Raw genomic sequence first — 14,883 nt, 5'->3', positions numbered from 1 at the left:
GAATGGAAATGGAAAGTCTGAACGCCCTGATTCAGGGTTCGGGGCTGATGCACCTGCAGGCGGGACAGGCCATTATGCTGCTGGTCAGTTTGCTGCTGCTGTGGCTCGCCATCGCCAGAAAGTTCGAACCCTTACTGCTGCTGCCGATTGGCTTCGGCGGCCTGCTGGCTAACATTCCGCAGGCCGGGCTGGCGATGACCGCGCTGGAAAGCCTGCTCGCCGCTCACGACGCCGGGCAACTGGCGATAATCGCCGCAAAGCTTAACTGCGCGGCGGACGTGGCGGCGATTAAGCAGGCGCTGGCTCTGGCGCTGCCGTCGGTGCAAAACCAGATGGAAATGCTGGCGGTGGATATGGGCTATTCGCCCGGGGTGCTGGCCCTGTTCTATAAGGTGGCGATTGCTTCCGGGGTCGCGCCGCTGGTGATTTTTATGGGCGTCGGCGCAATGACTGATTTTGGTCCGCTGCTCGCCAACCCGCGCACTCTGCTGCTGGGGGCGGCAGCGCAGTTCGGCATCTTCGCCACGGTGATCGGCGCGCTGGCCCTGAATTACTTAGGGATCATCCACTTCACTCTGCCGCAGGCCGCCTCCATCGGCATTATCGGCGGGGCGGACGGTCCGACGGCGATCTACCTCTCCGGTAAGCTGGCACCGGAGCTGCTCGGGGCGATTGCGGTGGCGGCGTATTCCTATATGGCGCTGGTGCCGCTGATTCAGCCGCCAATCATGAAGCTGCTGACCAGCGAGAAAGAACGAAAAATCCGCATGGTACAGCTTCGTGCGGTCAGCAAGCGGGAAAAGATGCTGTTTCCGGTACTGCTGCTGTTGCTGGTGGCGCTGCTGCTGCCGGACGCTGCGCCGCTGCTGGGCATGTTCTGCTTCGGCAACCTGATGCGTGAAAGCGGCGTGGTCGAACGGCTGAGCGACACGGTGCAGAACGGGCTGATCAATATCGTGACCATTTTCCTCGGCCTGTCGGTGGGGAGCAAGCTGGTGGCGGACAAGTTTCTGCAACCGCAGACGCTGGGCATTTTGCTGCTGGGGGTGATCGCCTTCGCTATCGGCACGGCGATGGGGGTACTGATGGCGAAGCTGATGAACCTCTTCAGCCGTAATCCGATTAACCCGCTCATCGGCTCCGCAGGCGTCTCGGCGGTGCCGATGGCGGCGCGGGTATCAAACAAAGTGGGTCTGGGAGCGGACGGACAAAACTTCCTGCTGATGCATGCGATGGGGCCAAACGTCGCCGGGGTGATTGGTTCCGCTATCGCCGCTGGCGTGATGCTCAAATACATCACCGCCCTGTAATGACCGGATCCGGGGCGGCGATTAGCCCCCCTTTACAAATAAGGAAAAAAGAATGGAAAGCACAACCACGGCACAAATAATGGACGCTGTCCGCAGCGCACTGGCGCATCTGTCCGCACTCACCCCCACCTTAACGCTGCTTAATAACGGCGGTGAGACGCTGGCGGAATCACATCTGTTGGCCGCGTTTGAGGACGGAGAACACGAATTCGCACCGGTAGATGACGCGCCGCCGCTCCCGATAAGTGAAATTTTTGCCAGGACGATGGGAACCATGATGGCGAAAAAAGAGCCGCTCACGCAACACCAGATCTGCGACTGCGCTGCCCGTTTTGTTCGCCGCCACCCACACTGGCCGCCGATACCCGCAACAGAAATCATCCGTAGCGTAACATTACCCGTGTATTGTCGCCTGATCCGCGACGGCCATAGCGAGGCTATCGCGTTGCCGCAAACCTTACTGCATATCCTCGCCTGGAAAAGCAAAGAAGGCTGGGTTCAGGATCAGGCGCAGCGTTTATTGTGGAAAGGCGGCGTATTGGGCGAGGAAGGAAACCGTGAATTTAAGATACTGGATGATAACCTGGCTGCCCGCGGTTTTAGCTTTGCGGGTCTTGAAGAAATATTATTTATCACCGCACTCCTGGCCTGTCTGCCGAAAGGTCAACTCTTCATGAATTAAATATTACGCAGTCCCCCTGCTACATCATTATTAAATGGAGAATAATTATGAATGACTCTGGCAAAAAAAATGGCGCATATTTTTTAAAAATAAGCCTGCTGGCTGTATTGGCTCTCTCAGTCAACCTGGCCTCTGCATCATTAACGATTAAATCTATCGGTGGATTTCATACCGGCAGCGAGAAAGTGGAATTAAAAGGGTTACCGCCGGACACGACGTTTATATCAGCGATGCGGTAGAGCGTGGCCGCGCCTCATGGGCGAAATATCCGGAAATTTATCCGGGGCCGCCGTTCTGAGCCAGTTGAAAAATATTCCAGTACTGGTTGTCTGGGGTGATTACATTAAAGGCAATAAACATAAGTTTGAACCCGGAGCGTACACGTAGTACATGAGGATTTCGAGCACTGCCCAGGTTCAAAATGGCAAGCAAAATAGCCTGATGGGACAGTCGATAAGTGTATGTTACCGGATAAATTTATGTCATCAGGCTTTTTATCAAGAGAGCAGAAAATGAAGTTAGCCAGTTTTTCTATTAATCATGTTCAGCATTATGGGATTATCATTGAGGACGGGATTATCGATTTGAAAAAGCGCTTTCCCCACTATTCTTCATTAAAATATTTCCTGGCGCATTTGGGTGATATCGATCACCCACGACTTTACGACCGCTCTGCGGATTATGCTCTCGATGAAGTGACATTTCTTCCGGTGATCCCCGACCCGCAAAAGATCCTGTGCGTCGGCATGAACTACCAGGCAAAGCGCGAGGAGTTTAATGAGGAAAGCCCCGCTCCGACGCTGTTTATCCGCTTTGCCGACTCGCAGACCGGTCATCGCTGTCCGCTGATAAAACCACACCTCAGCGAGCAGTTCGATTATGAAGGCGAACTGGCGGTCATTATCGGCAAAGCCGGACGTCATATTCCCACCAGCGCGGCGCTGGAGCACGTCGCCGGGTACAGCTGCTATATGGATGGATCGGTACGCGACTGGCAGCACGCATGGTTTACCGCCGGGAAAAACTGGCCATCGACGGGCAGTTTCGGTCCGTGGATGGTGACGGCAGACGAACTTGCCGATCCGCAAACGCTGAATATTATCACCCGGCTAAACGGCAAGGTTGTGCAGGAAGACAACACGGCACATATGGTGCGCACGATCCCTGAACTCATTGCCTATATCAGCGCGTTCTGTCCGTTGCAGCCAGGAGACGTTATTCTGACCGGCTCACCGGGCGGCGTCGGTAAAAAACGCCAGCCGCCGCTGTTTCTCAAACCCGGCGATATCACGGAAGTCGAGATTGAGCAGATTGGCTGTTTGATCAATACCGTGGCGGAGGAAGTAAAACGCGATAGTTAAAGTCCGAATATGCTGAAAACACGGTGTTTCGCAGGCCGGATAAATCACTTTTGACGTCATCCGGCAAACGAGCGCGACGTCGTTTGTCAGCAGTCTGAGGGGCCAACGGCCCCTCAGACACAGGGGAAATTACAGCAGGCGGCGGGCCGCTTCTACCACAATTTTCACCGCGTGGCTTTCGGTTTGCTTCATCGTTTCGGCGTTCGGAATCTCCTGCTGGGTGCGGTTGACGATGACTCCCGCAACCATCCCCGCGCGCAGACCCTGGCTTGCGCACATGGTCAGCAGGGTGGCGGATTCCATTTCGTAGTTCATTACGCCCATCGCCTGCCACTCTTCCATGGAGCCTTTGAAACGGCTCACCACGCGTCCGGAGAAGGTGTCGTAACGCTCCTGGCCTGGATAGAAGGTGTCTGAAGAGGCGGTGACCCCTACGTGAGTGGTCGCACCCACTGATTTCGCCGCTTCAACCAGCGCGGTGGTACATTCGAAGTCCGCCACTGCCGGAAATTCCATCGGTGCAAAGTGCAGGCTCGCGCCGTCCAGACGAACAGATGCGGTGGTCACCAGTACATCACCAACATTAATGTGCGGCTGAATTGCCCCCGTAGTACCGATACGCAGGAAGGTACGAATTCCCAGTTGCGCCAGTTCCTCTACAGCAATAGAGGTGGAGGGGCCGCCGATACCGGTAGAGCAAACAATCACAGCTTTACCGTCCAGCTCAGCACGCCATGTGGTGAATTCGCGATGGGCTGCCAGCTTAACCGGCTTATCCATCAGCGAAGCGATCTTTTCCACACGCTCCGGATCGCCAGGGACGATGGCAAGCGTAGCCCCTTGTAAATCGTTTTTAGTGAGGCCGAGATGAAAAACATCAGACTTGGACATATAAAACTCCTCTGTGAATCGGTTTTGTCAGAAGAAGCAAAAAGACACTTTACCGAAGGAATAAAGATAATTTCGTGACACCCATCACCATGATGTAAATAACTTGCATAGATTTACCGCCATATAGTGACTCAAATCACAATTAAAGATTGCCATTGCATAAAAGATAAGCAGCTTAGGGCAATGTGATTTGTCAGACGCTGTCTATAGTTAACATTGCGCTATTTTCATAAGGGTACGGAGAATACCATGACAACAACACCACAATCTGGCTTTGCACCTGCGGCTTCCCCCCTGGCCTCATCCACCGTTCACACACCGGACGACGCCATTGTCGCAGGCATTACCTCTATTCCTTCACAGGGCGATGATATGCCCGCTTACCACGCGCGTGCGAAAAACAGCGAAGGCCCGCTTCCCGTGGTCATTGTAGTGCAGGAAATTTTTGGCGTGCATGAACATATTCGCGACGTGTGCCGCCGTCTGGCGCTGGAGGGATATCTGGCGATTGCGCCGGAACTCTATTTCCGCGAAGGTGATCCTAACGATTTTGCCGATATTCCAACGCTGTTAAGCGGCCTGGTCGCTAAAGTGCCCGATACCCAGGTACTGGCCGATCTGGACCACGTCGCCAGTTGGGCCTCCCGCAACGGCGGCGATGCTCACCGTCTGATGGTAACCGGTTTTTGCTGGGGCGGGCGTATCACCTGGCTATATGCCGCGCACAATCCGCAGTTAAAAGCCGCCGTGGCATGGTACGGAAAACTGGTGGGCGATAAGACGTTGAATTCACCAAAACAGCCCGTTGATATCGCCACCGATCTGAACGCCCCAGTCTTAGGGTTATATGGCGGCCAGGATCACAGCATTCCACAGGACACCGTCGAAACCATGCGCCAGGCGCTGCGCGCCGCCAATGCCAAAGCAGAAATCGTTGTTTATCCCGATGCGGGTCATGCCTTTAATGCCGACTATCGCCCGAGTTATCACGAAGAGTCCGCCCGGGATGGCTGGCAGAGAATGCTGGCGTGGTTTGCGCAGTACGGTAGTAAGAAATAAGTTGCTGGCCCTGGCTCCGGTCAGGGCATCCCGGCGAGAAATAAGCGTATTGGGGTTCTACGCCGGAACCGCCGAAATTTCCGGTCCGTTGTTTTTAGTGATCTTTCGGTACCTCAATGACTCCATCAGCAATACCCTGAGCCAGCCTTTCCATCCATTTTGCAAAGCGAAAATATCCAGGGTATTGAAGGCAAATGTAGTCCATCTGGACTTTTGAGGCGCTGTCCATCACCCGTTTAAAGGCATCCATATAGTCATAACAGCCCTGCAATAATTGAGCATCACCATTTTCTGTCAGAGGAAACCGACAGGCATAATCATGAACTATCTTCGCCAGCTGTCGTTGTTCAGCAGTTAAGTCGACCATTTTCTCTCCTCGTTAGTGCCAGAGGAGGTATTTGCCTCCTCTGATGCCCCTAGTTATCAGGCGCAGCAACGATCGTTCCATGAATCACGATAGATGATATTTCCTTCCGTATACTTCCAGGTGATCGCCTCATAACGCAATTCGAGCGTTTCAAGGTGGGTGCTACTCATACCGTTAGGAGCCAGATACGGCGCAACTGTTGTGAACTTGACGTTTTCAAGAATGATATTGAAATACTCTGCCTCGATGCCTGATTCCAGAATATGGTACATCTTGATTGTCGCCTTTTTCATGGTCCGGCCTTCGCAGACAGCGCGGTACAGGAGTGGTGTTGTCTGATCAAACTCTTTCACTATCGTGATCGGGCTATGAACGCGCGTTCCTGTAAGTTTGCCCCAACTGGGATCTACTGGAATGGTTACGCCATGCGAAAATGATTTTAATTCGATGGAACCCAAACGCAGGGGCATTAAACAACTGCCAACAATCGGCGATCCATTTTCATCTTCAAGCCATAAATGAGCGGGAGTAGACATATTATTCCCTTATAAAAACTTACGATAATTTAACGTTTGAAATTTACAATCTCATATATAGATAAAACAATCATCACAAACACAAAAAATAAAGGGATAAGCCAGATTGGGCTATCTGGGAATAACACCCCCTGAACTAAAGCGAATATGATTGTCAGTACGGCCGGGCCATACATCGAAACCAGTGACCTGAACATCCGCCTGAAAAACCTTTTGACAAGATTCATCATGGTTATCGAATCATCCTGGTTATAATGTCTGCAATTTCATCATCCGATACCCATTGGGCTTTAAACGCCCCAGCCCATTCAAACAATGGCTCTATCAGGAAATACATCATTTCCAGCTCTTGAGCATATAGCGATGAGTAGTACTCTGGATGAGTAATATGAAGACGACGCGCACTATCTGCTGCTTTTTGCACAACACCATATAAGCCAATAGCCCCAACAACCTGTCCCGTTCTTCGCCCTACCAGGGCACTGAGTTCAAGGCTTAGATTCATGCCTGCAGCAACAAATGATGCCGTTGCTAAAGCAAATCCCATGTTTGTGAGTGAGCTTGCGGCAATATGGATATTAACAGCCATAAGCATCTGTTTAATACGTTCAAGCTGTTCTGATGTTTTATATTTAAATATTTCCTCAAAATATATTTTTAGCATGTCATACGCAACGTTGCCATGCCGAAGAAGATAAATAACACCATTTTTGAACCGAATGTCTTCAGACTTTTGCTGCTGACATACGTCCTGGTATTCATCAGTAAAGCAGGATGTATAATAAAGTGCACGCGTTGCACCTGCGCCGATCGTTTCAATCTGATTTGATACAGCCTTTCCTACGCCCGTTAATGCGTGGTCGAGTTTTAACGCAAGAATCTTATTTGCCTGTAAATAACTGATAATTTCATTGTTGCCGTACATAAATGCTCCTTGCTTATTTTCATTAGATCCAGTTTTTCATTTTTTCCCACGTGAAAGCGTCCGGTAAACAGTTGGTCGAGAAACGGAAAATAATTCAGCCAAATCGCTGATTGAGTACTCGCCGCTTCCGTGCATCCTGCAAAGCTCTTTTTGCTGCTTATCTGAAAGCTTCGGCTGCTTCCCCCGCAGTTTCCCTTTTGCCCTGGCGATAGCCATCCCTTCGCGAGTACGCAGGCGTATCAGGTCACCTTCAAACTCTGCAAAGGTCGCTAACACGTTGAAGAACATTTTGCCCATCGGGTCTGCCGGGTCATAGATGCTTGTACCGAGAGCCAGTTTCACACCACGTGCCTGTAGTGCATCGGCAATTTCCCAGGCATCAGGAACTGAACGGGCAAGCCTGCCCAGCTTAGGTACGACCAGCGTGTCTCCCTGACGAACGGCCGCCAGCGCCTGATCCAGTCCGGGGCGCTGGCGATTTGAACCGGTCAATCCCTTATCCGTATAAATCCGGTCCGGGGAGACGCCCAGGCTGACCAGGACTTCCTGCTGTGCAGCCAGATCCTGGCGGTCAGTTGAACACCGGGCATAGCCAATGCGAATTTCAGTCATAAATATGTACGTATAAGGGGCCGTCAAAGAGATTGATATCGTACCAGTGATATGAGACAACGTCAGCAGTGATTTTATCTGAAGCGCAAATTCAAATTTTACTGTCCGCAGAACGATCCTCTTACGGACATGATTAATCGGGGTCAGGATGACAACGCGCGGCAAAGTGACAGGCAAAAGCGAACGACTGGCGATTTTAAATAGTGCCGAGCAGGAGCACTGTATGGCCTTCCCGATTTCGATGATGAACAGCGGCTGGAGTTCCTGGCGCTGAATGAGTCTGAACTGGCGCTGGCCTGTAGTCGTCAGGGGCTTCATGCTCAAGTTTATTGCATCCTTCAGATCGCTTACTTTAAAGCTAAACACCTGTTTTTCCGCTTCGGATGGAATGATGTTAAGGACGACAGCAACTTTGTTCTGAGCCGTTATTTCCAGGGGGAGTCACTTCAGGATCAGCCTCTCACTAAGCACGAACGCTATGCTCAGCGCGAAAAAATATGCACACTGTTTGGTTACCGCCCGTGGTCATCTTCGCTGTCTTCACAGCTTGAACAGCAGGCCGCCCACATTGTACACAGGGATGTAACCCCCGGTTTTGTTGCCACGGAGCTGATTATCTGGCTCAACGAACATAAAATTATCCGGCCCGGTTATACCACGCTTCAGGATCTGGTGAGCCGGGTTCTTTCTGAAGAAAGGTAGCGGCTGGGGCGTATACTGACGGAACAGCTTGATGATGCAACTATTGCTGACCTGAACAAACTGACTGAACGTGATGATACCCTTTCCCGGCTCGCGGTCCTCAGGCAGGATGCACGTGACTTTGGCTGGCGCCAGATGGTCCACGAACGGGAAAAGCGGGCTATCCTGGAGCCGCTGCACCATAAAGCCTGTGACATGCCGACACTGAATATTTCGCAGCAAAACCTGCTGTACTACGCCAGTCTGGCAAATTTCTATACCGTTTACGATCTTCGCAACCTGAAGCCGGAGCAGACCCGCCTTTACCTGCTGTGTTATGCCTGGGTTCGCTATCGCCAGTTCAGTGACAACCTGGTGGATGCGATGTTTTTCCATATGAAACAGCTTGAGGATGATCTCCAACGCGATTGTTTATTATAACTCCGCGATCCTGTCACGATTACTGGAACGACTGGAAGCCGAAGGTAACGAAAGGGGCATTGAGGCTCTGACCCGGATATCGCCGGTGGCCTGGCAGCACATTTTGCTGAACGGGCATTATACCTTTCAGAACAATAATGAAATTATTGACCTGGATGCGCTGGTTGCCGGGCTAAAACTGGGATAACGGAAATTTCGGCGGTTCCGGCGTAGAACCCCGTATTGCATCACACTCTTGCAACCATTTTTTTAATCACATCGACCCACAGCATCAATTTTTTTGCTGCTAAAGACGGTGTTATGACCGCCTTCACATTTGCCGTTACCCTGCCTGTCGAATGCAAAATTTTCGTTGCTCAGCGCCAAACTATTTTTCTGTTTAACGTCGCTATTCTCCTGAATACTCAGTCATAGCCCCAGCGAATTGCTTATTCTGTGAACAGGAGATAGATCATGACGCAACACACTTTTCAGGCCCAACCTTTCGCTCTGCCTTTTGATCCGCAAACCACCGCGCTGGTGATGATCGATATGCAACGTGATTTTGTCGAGGCCGGTGGTTTTGGTGAAGCATTAGGGAACGATGTCTCGTTGGTTCGAAGCGCAATTGAACCCTGCAAAGAGGTTCTGGCCGCCGCACGGGATAAAGGCTTACTGGTGATTCATACTCGTGAAGGACACCGTGCCGACCTTAGCGACTGCCCGGCGGCGAAACTCACCCGCGGCGGTAAAACCTTTATCGGTGAAGCCGGCCCCATGGGACGCATCCTGGTACGAGGTGAAGCAGGTCACGACATTATCCCTGAATTGTACCCCGTCGCGGGCGAGCCGGTTATCGACAAGCCCGGCAAAGGCGCGTTTTATCAGACCGATCTGCATCTGATTTTGCAAAATCACGCCATCAAAACCCTGATTGTCTGCGGCGTTACAACTGAAGTATGCGTGACGACGACGGTACGGGAAGCCAACGATCGCGGCTATGAATGCATCATCCCTGAAGATTGTGTGGGTTCCTACTTTCCGGAATTCCAGAAGTATGCGCTGGAGATGATCAAAGCTCAGGGCGCAATTTTCGGTTGGGTGAGTCACGCTGATGCCATTATTGCAGGGCTGAAAGGCTGACGTCATGACGCCGGCGGCGCTCTCTGCGCTTTCGTTAGGGTATCTCTTCCCGGCGAAAGAGCGGCACGTTTTGCAGGTTCACAGTGCCTTTCAACATGCCCTGAACCTGCGCTCGGAAGAGGGAACGCACCTTACGCTGCTGTGCGCAAAGAAGTACCAAAATCTGCCGGATGCAGCACGGGTCATGCTGCCAGAGCAGTGGGACTGGCGGCGTGAAACCGCAGGCTGCGGGCCAGTTCGGTTAACCCATGGCGTAGTGATAGCCCAGCGCTTTCGTATAGACCTGAACAGGGCCACGGTGTGGCAACCCCAGCTCCGGCGTGCTTCGCGGGATCCGAAAACAGGTTTGTGGCCTCAGCGTCACTACAAGACGCTGGATGCTCAACTGCTGCTGTTTTGCCTTGAGCATAAGGTTGGAAGCGCGTTGCAGTGGCAGGGGAATATCCTGCATCAGGGTTTAAGGCCACAGGAGTCACCGAAACAGCTTGAAGATCAGGTACCCCGGTTGATTGGCTACGGTAAGGGGTTAACGCCGGATGGTGATGACTATCTCCTGGGTTATCTGGCTGCGCTTTGGCTATGGAAGCTGCCACCGATGCTTGCGGCTCACTACGCCAGGTTACAACAGGCTATTGAACGGCAGCTGCCGCACACTACGGACATCAGCCAGCATTATTTACGTGGCGCACTGCGGGGACATTTTTCGCAACTCATCTGCGAGTTGCTCAAACAGCTTAATGCTGACGCGCCGACAACAACGGTTATCGCCTGTGCAGAACAGGTCATGCAATTTGGTGCGACATCAGGCGTCGACTGCCTCGCCGGTTTACTTCACGGCATGAGAACACTGAACGCACACCATTAAATGAATAAAAGGTTCTCGTAGCGCGCATCGCTACGCGGATTCTCTGTACCCAAATTCTGGGTTCGGGTGATAAAAGATGGACTTAACCAAATGAAAGTAAAGCATAAAGTTTTCAGCAACCTCTATCAGGATTCCGTATCTCTGATGCAGATTTCCGCGCAAATTAGCGCGCTGCCTGGCATTCAGCAGGCCTCAGTGGTTATGGGAACATCAACCAATCTTGAGCAGCTTCGTGATGCAGGGCTTGGCGATGATGTGAAAGCAGGACCAAACGACCTGGTCATTGCGGTGATGGGAGAAGATGACATCTGCGCCGAAGCGCTGGACATCGCAGAACACAAGCTGACCAATAAGCCGGAAGAAGAAGGCGACGATGGCATCAAAGCACCGGATTTAGTGAGCATAGAAATGGCGCTGGAGAAAGACCCCGACGCCAATCTGGCGCTGATTTCAGTGCCTGGCGACTATGCCGCAGCAGAAGCGATTAAAGCGCTTAATCTTGGCCTGAATGTCATGATCTTCAGCGATAACGTGAGCATTGAGCAAGAAAAAGCGATCAAAATCCTCGCTCGCGAACGTCACCGCCTTGTTATGGGACCCGATTGTGGAACCGCCATTATTAACGGCATCCCTTTAGGTTTCGCTAACGTGGTTAACCGCGGCCATATCGGCGTCGTGGGCGCCTCCGGCACAGGAATACAGGAGGTCACCTGCCGCATTGACCAGCTGGGTGCCGGGATCTCTCAGGCACTCGGCACAGGCGGCCACGATCTCAGCGAAGATATCGGCGGGATCTCAATGCTGTCTGGCTTGCAATCCCTGGCAGAAGACGAAGCGACCCATGTCATTGTGCTGATCTCCAAACCGCCTTCCCCTGCGGTAGCCGAACGAATTCTGCAACTGGCGCAATCTGCTGGCAAACCGGTCGTCGTTAATTTCCTCGGGGCCGACCCGCAAACCGTCACGCGACCAAACGTAACCGCAGCGACGACCCTTGCCAGCGCCGCCGACCTTGCCGTCGCATTGCTCAACAAACGCGCATTGTCGGAGACGAAATCTCAGCCTTCACAGCAGGCTCTTAATGCGCTGCAACAAGCCAGTCAGCGCCTGTCCCCAACCCGCCAGGCGATCCGCGGCGTGTTTGCCGGAGGAACCTTCTGCTATGAGGCGCAACTTATTTGTCAGCAACACGGTTTTACCGCCGCGTCAAACACACCCGTGTCAGGCAACCATAAGCTCACCAGTATCTGGCAAAGTCACAGTCACACGCTGATAGACATGGGTGATGACGATTTTACCCGGGGTAAGCCACATCCCATGATCGACCCGACGCTACGCAATCAGCGCCTGCTCGCTGAACTCAACGATCCTCAGACTGCCGTTGCCCTGTTCGATCTGGTGCTGGGCTACGGTGCATCAGAAGCACCGGCAGCCGAATTACTCGAACAGCTTGCCCGGATTGACCCACGGCAAGCTCCCCTGCTGATTGCCCACGTTTGCGGAACAGAGAACGACCCGCAGCAAAGAAGCCGTCAGGTCAGTGCTTTACAGGAAGCGGGGATCATTATCGCTGACTGCAATGCCCAGGCGGCGCAATGGGCCAGTATCGTGGCGCAAATTCAGATTCAGAAAAAGGGAGCAAGCGCATGAATACCTTGTTTAAGCAGCCGCTTAAAGTCGTAAACGCCGGGTTACAGAGCTTCGCCAGCAATATTCAGAAAGTCGGCGGCGAAGCGATAGCGCTGAGCTGGCAGCCGCCCGCACAGGGAAATGTGAATGTCGGTCTGGAACTCGCCTTTTTATTACGTCATCCACAGGTTGAGCAGGCGAATAAAATTGCCATGGAACGCTACCTTAGCGCCCAACCGGTACTGGTCGATGTGATGCAGGCCCACGAGGCGATTCCGGCAATGGCTGAGCGTAAGCTTATTCTCCATTCCGGGCCACCAATCGCCTGGGAAAACATGTGCGGCCCGGTGAAAGGCGCCATCGTCGGCGCGATGCTGTTCGAAGGTTGGGCCTCCACTCACGAAGAGGCGGAATGCCGCATAGTGGCGGGAGAAGTCGACCTTGAACCGTGCCACCACTATCACGCCGTCGGGCCAATGGCGGGAATTATCAGTCCGTCGATGCCACTATGGGTGATTAAGAACAAAACCAACGGTCAGCGCACCTTCAGCAATTTTAACGAAGGGCTGGGCAAGGTATTACGTTTCGGCGCAAACAACGATGAAGTGCTCAACCGCTTATCCTGGATGCGCGACGAACTGGCTCCGGCACTGAAAGCGGCAGTCATTCAACTTGGTGAGCTGGAGTTGAAACCGCTGATGGCCCAGGCGCTGCATATGGGCGACGAAGTTCACAACCGAAATGCCGCCGCGACAGGTCTGCTTATCAAGCGTCTGCTGCCTGCACTGCTGTCCTGTAAGCTGCCTCCGGAACATGTGCAGCGAGCGGTGACCTTTGTTACCGGTAACGATCACTTCTTCCTTAACCTTTCGATGGCGGCCTGCAAAGCAATGATGGACGCTGCCGCCAGTGTCCCCTTCAGCTCCCTGGTTACCGTCATGGCCCGTAACGGCGTGAATTTTGGCATTCGTCTTTCGGGTACGGGCGACCAGTGGTTTCAGGCGCCGGCCAATGCCGTGGAAGGGTTATTTTTCCCCGGCTACGGCGTGGATGACGCAGCGGCCGATCTCGGTGACAGCGCGATTACCGAAACCGCAGGCGTTGGCGGTTTTGCGATGGCCTCGTCCCCGGCGATTGTGAAATTTGTCGGTGGAACACCAACGGATGCCACCAATAACAGCAGACTCATGCAGGCAATCACGTTCGGCGGCAACCCGGCATTTACGCTGCCAGCGCTCAATTTCGCCCCGACGGCGGCAGGAATTGATGCGCGTAAGGTAGCCGACCGGGGCATTTTACCGATCATTAATACCGGTATTGCCCATAAACAGGCCGGTGTCGGTCAGATTGGCGCGGGGATTACAACTGCCCCAATGCGCTGTTTTGTTGATGCCATTGCCACACTGGCGCAAACCGTCGCAAGCGGAGAGACATCATGAACAAACCTCTGGCTGTCGTTGCCGTGGGCGGCAACGCGCTGATTCAGGACGATCGGCGCAACAGTATTCCCGATCAGTACGAGGCCGTAACAGAGAGCGTCAGGCACATTACCGACATGGTCGAGGCGGGATGGGACCTGGTATTGACTCATGGAAATGGCCCGCAGGTAGGCTTTATCTTGCGTCGCTCCGAGTTAGCAAGCAGGGAAGTCTCTCCGGTCCCGCTGGATTATGCGGTCGGAGATACTCAGGGCGCTATCGGCTATATGTTCCAGAAAGCGCTGCATAACGAGCTGGTGCGCCGGGGTATCCATAAGCCGGTGGTGACGCTCATCACGCAGACGCTGGTCAGCCAGCATGACGATGCCTTTGCTAATCCGGGTAAGCCCATCGGCGCATTTCTGGATGAAAGCACCGCACGAGAACGCCAGCAGCAGCTGGGCTGGACGCTAATGGAAGACGCAGGACGCGGCTGGCGGCGCACCGTTCCTTCGCCAAAACCGCTGGAAATCATCGAGCGAGACACCATCACGCAGTTGGTACGACAAGGCTATATCGTCATCGCCTGCGGCGGCGGCGGGATCCCCGTTGTGCGCGATGCGCAGCAACAGCTGCAAGGTGTTGAGGCGGTGGTTGATAAAGATCTCGCTTCCGCGCTGCTTGCCAGCCAGCTGGAGGCGGATTTGCTGATTATCCCTACCGGCGTGGAAAAAGTAGCGATTCATTTCGGTACGCCGCAACAACAATGGCTGGACACGCTCAGCATCGCGCAGGCCCAGAAACTCTTGCGGGAAGGACAGTTTGGCGTCGGCAGTATGCAGCCCAAAGTTGAGGCGATTCTCGATTTCATGAATGCCAGCCGACAGCAGGGGAAAAATGCCCGCGGTCTGATCACCAGCCCGCAAGCTATCAAATCTGCGCTGGCCCATCAGAACGGCACATGGATAACCCTTTAGCTTTTTT

16 protein-coding genes and 1 pseudogene are annotated in these 14,883 nt (G+C 53.3%); 12 read left to right on the top strand and 5 right to left on the bottom strand.

The genetic code is table 11. From position 1 onward, the window contains the following. The first annotated feature begins 8 nt into the window (after positions 1 to 8). The 4 genes from C3432_RS26760 (at position 9) to C3432_RS26740 (ending at position 3,353) form a co-directional block, all read left to right on the top strand. The gene (locus tag C3432_RS26760; RefSeq protein ID WP_103780616.1) at positions 9 to 1,310 is read left to right on the top strand and encodes an oxaloacetate decarboxylase subunit beta; all 1,302 of its coding nucleotides are present in this window, start codon (positions 9 to 11) and stop codon (positions 1,308 to 1,310) included. Positions 1,311 to 1,362: 52 nt separating this feature from the next. Further along, on the top strand, positions 1,363 to 1,992 hold the full coding sequence (locus tag C3432_RS26755) for a hypothetical protein (protein WP_103780613.1): 630 nt from the start codon (positions 1,363 to 1,365) through the stop codon (positions 1,990 to 1,992). 47 nt (positions 1,993 to 2,039) lie between these two features. Beyond that, positions 2,040 to 2,231, top strand: coding sequence for a hypothetical protein (locus tag C3432_RS26750; RefSeq protein WP_103780610.1), 192 nt, complete (start codon positions 2,040 to 2,042; stop codon positions 2,229 to 2,231). Between the two features lie 273 nt (positions 2,232 to 2,504). Further along, complete coding sequence (locus C3432_RS26740; RefSeq protein WP_103780608.1) at positions 2,505 to 3,353, top strand: fumarylacetoacetate hydrolase family protein; 849 nt, start codon at positions 2,505 to 2,507, stop codon at positions 3,351 to 3,353. A gap of 129 nt (positions 3,354 to 3,482) precedes the next feature. Here the strand turns inward: C3432_RS26740 and udp are convergent, their stop codons facing one another. Beyond that, on the bottom strand, positions 3,483 to 4,244 hold the full coding sequence (gene udp / locus C3432_RS26735) for a uridine phosphorylase (RefSeq protein ID WP_103780606.1): 762 nt from the start codon (positions 4,242 to 4,244) through the stop codon (positions 3,483 to 3,485). A 249-nt stretch (positions 4,245 to 4,493) separates the two neighbouring features. Between udp and C3432_RS26730 the strand changes: the two genes are divergently transcribed. Then, positions 4,494 to 5,303, top strand: a complete 810-nt coding sequence (locus tag C3432_RS26730) for a dienelactone hydrolase family protein (protein WP_103780604.1) — start codon at positions 4,494 to 4,496, stop codon at positions 5,301 to 5,303. A 94-nt stretch (positions 5,304 to 5,397) separates the two neighbouring features. On the opposite strand, the gene C3432_RS26725 is transcribed toward C3432_RS26730, so the two are convergent. From C3432_RS26725 to C3432_RS26705, 4 genes are all read right to left on the bottom strand, one after another. Further along, positions 5,398 to 5,670 (bottom strand): arylsulfatase regulator, encoded by a 273-nt coding sequence (locus C3432_RS26725; protein ID WP_103780602.1) that lies wholly within the window; start codon positions 5,668 to 5,670, stop codon positions 5,398 to 5,400. A 56-nt stretch (positions 5,671 to 5,726) separates the two neighbouring features. After that, on the bottom strand, positions 5,727 to 6,206 hold the full coding sequence (locus C3432_RS26720) for an Hcp family type VI secretion system effector (RefSeq protein WP_103780600.1): 480 nt from the start codon (positions 6,204 to 6,206) through the stop codon (positions 5,727 to 5,729). 232 nt (positions 6,207 to 6,438) lie between these two features. After that, entirely contained in the window at positions 6,439 to 7,131 is a 693-nt protein-coding gene (locus C3432_RS26710) for a hypothetical protein (RefSeq protein WP_103780596.1), read from the bottom strand. Positions 7,132 to 7,167: 36 nt separating this feature from the next. Beyond that, positions 7,168 to 7,743: a recombinase family protein gene (locus tag C3432_RS26705; RefSeq protein WP_103780594.1), complete on the bottom strand. Its 576-nt coding sequence runs from the start codon at positions 7,741 to 7,743 to the stop codon at positions 7,168 to 7,170. 148 nt (positions 7,744 to 7,891) lie between these two features. Between C3432_RS26705 and C3432_RS26700 the strand changes: the two are divergent. The 7 genes and pseudogenes from C3432_RS26700 to C3432_RS26670 all read left to right on the top strand — a co-directional run. Next, a pseudogene (locus tag C3432_RS26700) lies at positions 7,892 to 8,841 on the top strand (DUF4158 domain-containing protein); the annotation flags it as partial. Further along, positions 8,837 to 9,052, top strand: a complete 216-nt coding sequence (locus C3432_RS26695) for a Tn3 family transposase (protein ID WP_103780592.1) — start codon at positions 8,837 to 8,839, stop codon at positions 9,050 to 9,052. The pseudogene C3432_RS26700 and the gene C3432_RS26695, both read left to right, overlap by 5 nt. A 266-nt stretch (positions 9,053 to 9,318) precedes the next feature. Beyond that, a complete protein-coding gene (locus tag C3432_RS26690; protein ID WP_103780590.1) occupies positions 9,319 to 9,987 on the top strand; it encodes a cysteine hydrolase family protein in 669 nt (222 codons plus the stop codon). A 4-nt stretch (positions 9,988 to 9,991) separates the two neighbouring features. Next, entirely contained in the window at positions 9,992 to 10,852 is an 861-nt protein-coding gene (locus C3432_RS26685; protein ID WP_103780588.1) for a DUF2877 domain-containing protein, read from the top strand. A gap of 90 nt (positions 10,853 to 10,942) precedes the next feature. Next, positions 10,943 to 12,502 carry an acyl-CoA synthetase FdrA gene (gene fdrA / locus C3432_RS26680; RefSeq protein ID WP_103780586.1) on the top strand — a complete coding sequence of 520 codons (1,560 nt, stop codon included), beginning with the start codon at positions 10,943 to 10,945 and terminating at the stop codon, positions 12,500 to 12,502. Then, positions 12,499 to 13,920, top strand: a complete 1,422-nt coding sequence (locus C3432_RS26675) for a YlbE family protein (protein WP_103780584.1) — start codon at positions 12,499 to 12,501, stop codon at positions 13,918 to 13,920. The genes fdrA and C3432_RS26675 overlap by 4 nt, the downstream gene beginning before the upstream one ends. Continuing rightward, positions 13,917 to 14,876 carry a carbamate kinase gene (locus C3432_RS26670; protein ID WP_103780582.1) on the top strand — a complete coding sequence of 320 codons (960 nt, stop codon included), beginning with the start codon at positions 13,917 to 13,919 and terminating at the stop codon, positions 14,874 to 14,876. Before C3432_RS26675 ends, C3432_RS26670 begins: the two co-directional genes overlap by 4 nt. Positions 14,877 to 14,883: the final 7 nt, after the last annotated feature.

This window comes from Citrobacter amalonaticus, from assembly GCF_002918555.1.
In the GTDB taxonomy this organism is placed as follows: domain Bacteria; phylum Pseudomonadota; class Gammaproteobacteria; order Enterobacterales; family Enterobacteriaceae; genus Citrobacter_C; species Citrobacter_C amalonaticus_A.
Note: the sequence above shows the minus strand (reverse complement) of the source record. Positions and strands in the feature narration are given on the sequence as shown.

What these genes read in the sequence shown, in the direction of transcription:
- C3432_RS26760 (WP_103780616.1), top strand. Translation starts at nt 9, where the DNA reads ATGGAAAGTCTGAACGCCCTGATTCAGGGTTCGGGGCTGATGCACCTG.
- C3432_RS26755 (WP_103780613.1), top strand. Translation starts at nt 1,363, where the DNA reads ATGGAAAGCACAACCACGGCACAAATAATGGACGCTGTCCGCAGCGCA.
- C3432_RS26750 (WP_103780610.1), top strand. Translation starts at nt 2,040, where the DNA reads ATGAATGACTCTGGCAAAAAAAATGGCGCATATTTTTTAAAAATAAGC.
- C3432_RS26740 (WP_103780608.1), top strand. Translation starts at nt 2,505, where the DNA reads ATGAAGTTAGCCAGTTTTTCTATTAATCATGTTCAGCATTATGGGATT.
- udp (WP_103780606.1), bottom strand. Translation starts at nt 4,244, where the DNA reads ATGTCCAAGTCTGATGTTTTTCATCTCGGCCTCACTAAAAACGATTTA.
- C3432_RS26730 (WP_103780604.1), top strand. Translation starts at nt 4,494, where the DNA reads ATGACAACAACACCACAATCTGGCTTTGCACCTGCGGCTTCCCCCCTG.
- C3432_RS26725 (WP_103780602.1), bottom strand. Translation starts at nt 5,670, where the DNA reads ATGGTCGACTTAACTGCTGAACAACGACAGCTGGCGAAGATAGTTCAT.
- C3432_RS26720 (WP_103780600.1), bottom strand. Translation starts at nt 6,206, where the DNA reads ATGTCTACTCCCGCTCATTTATGGCTTGAAGATGAAAATGGATCGCCG.
- C3432_RS26710 (WP_103780596.1), bottom strand. Translation starts at nt 7,131, where the DNA reads ATGTACGGCAACAATGAAATTATCAGTTATTTACAGGCAAATAAGATT.
- C3432_RS26705 (WP_103780594.1), bottom strand. Translation starts at nt 7,743, where the DNA reads ATGACTGAAATTCGCATTGGCTATGCCCGGTGTTCAACTGACCGCCAG.
- C3432_RS26695 (WP_103780592.1), top strand. Translation starts at nt 8,837, where the DNA reads ATGATCTCCAACGCGATTGTTTATTATAACTCCGCGATCCTGTCACGA.
- C3432_RS26690 (WP_103780590.1), top strand. Translation starts at nt 9,319, where the DNA reads ATGACGCAACACACTTTTCAGGCCCAACCTTTCGCTCTGCCTTTTGAT.
- C3432_RS26685 (WP_103780588.1), top strand. Translation starts at nt 9,992, where the DNA reads ATGACGCCGGCGGCGCTCTCTGCGCTTTCGTTAGGGTATCTCTTCCCG.
- fdrA (WP_103780586.1), top strand. Translation starts at nt 10,943, where the DNA reads ATGAAAGTAAAGCATAAAGTTTTCAGCAACCTCTATCAGGATTCCGTA.
- C3432_RS26675 (WP_103780584.1), top strand. Translation starts at nt 12,499, where the DNA reads ATGAATACCTTGTTTAAGCAGCCGCTTAAAGTCGTAAACGCCGGGTTA.
- C3432_RS26670 (WP_103780582.1), top strand. Translation starts at nt 13,917, where the DNA reads ATGAACAAACCTCTGGCTGTCGTTGCCGTGGGCGGCAACGCGCTGATT.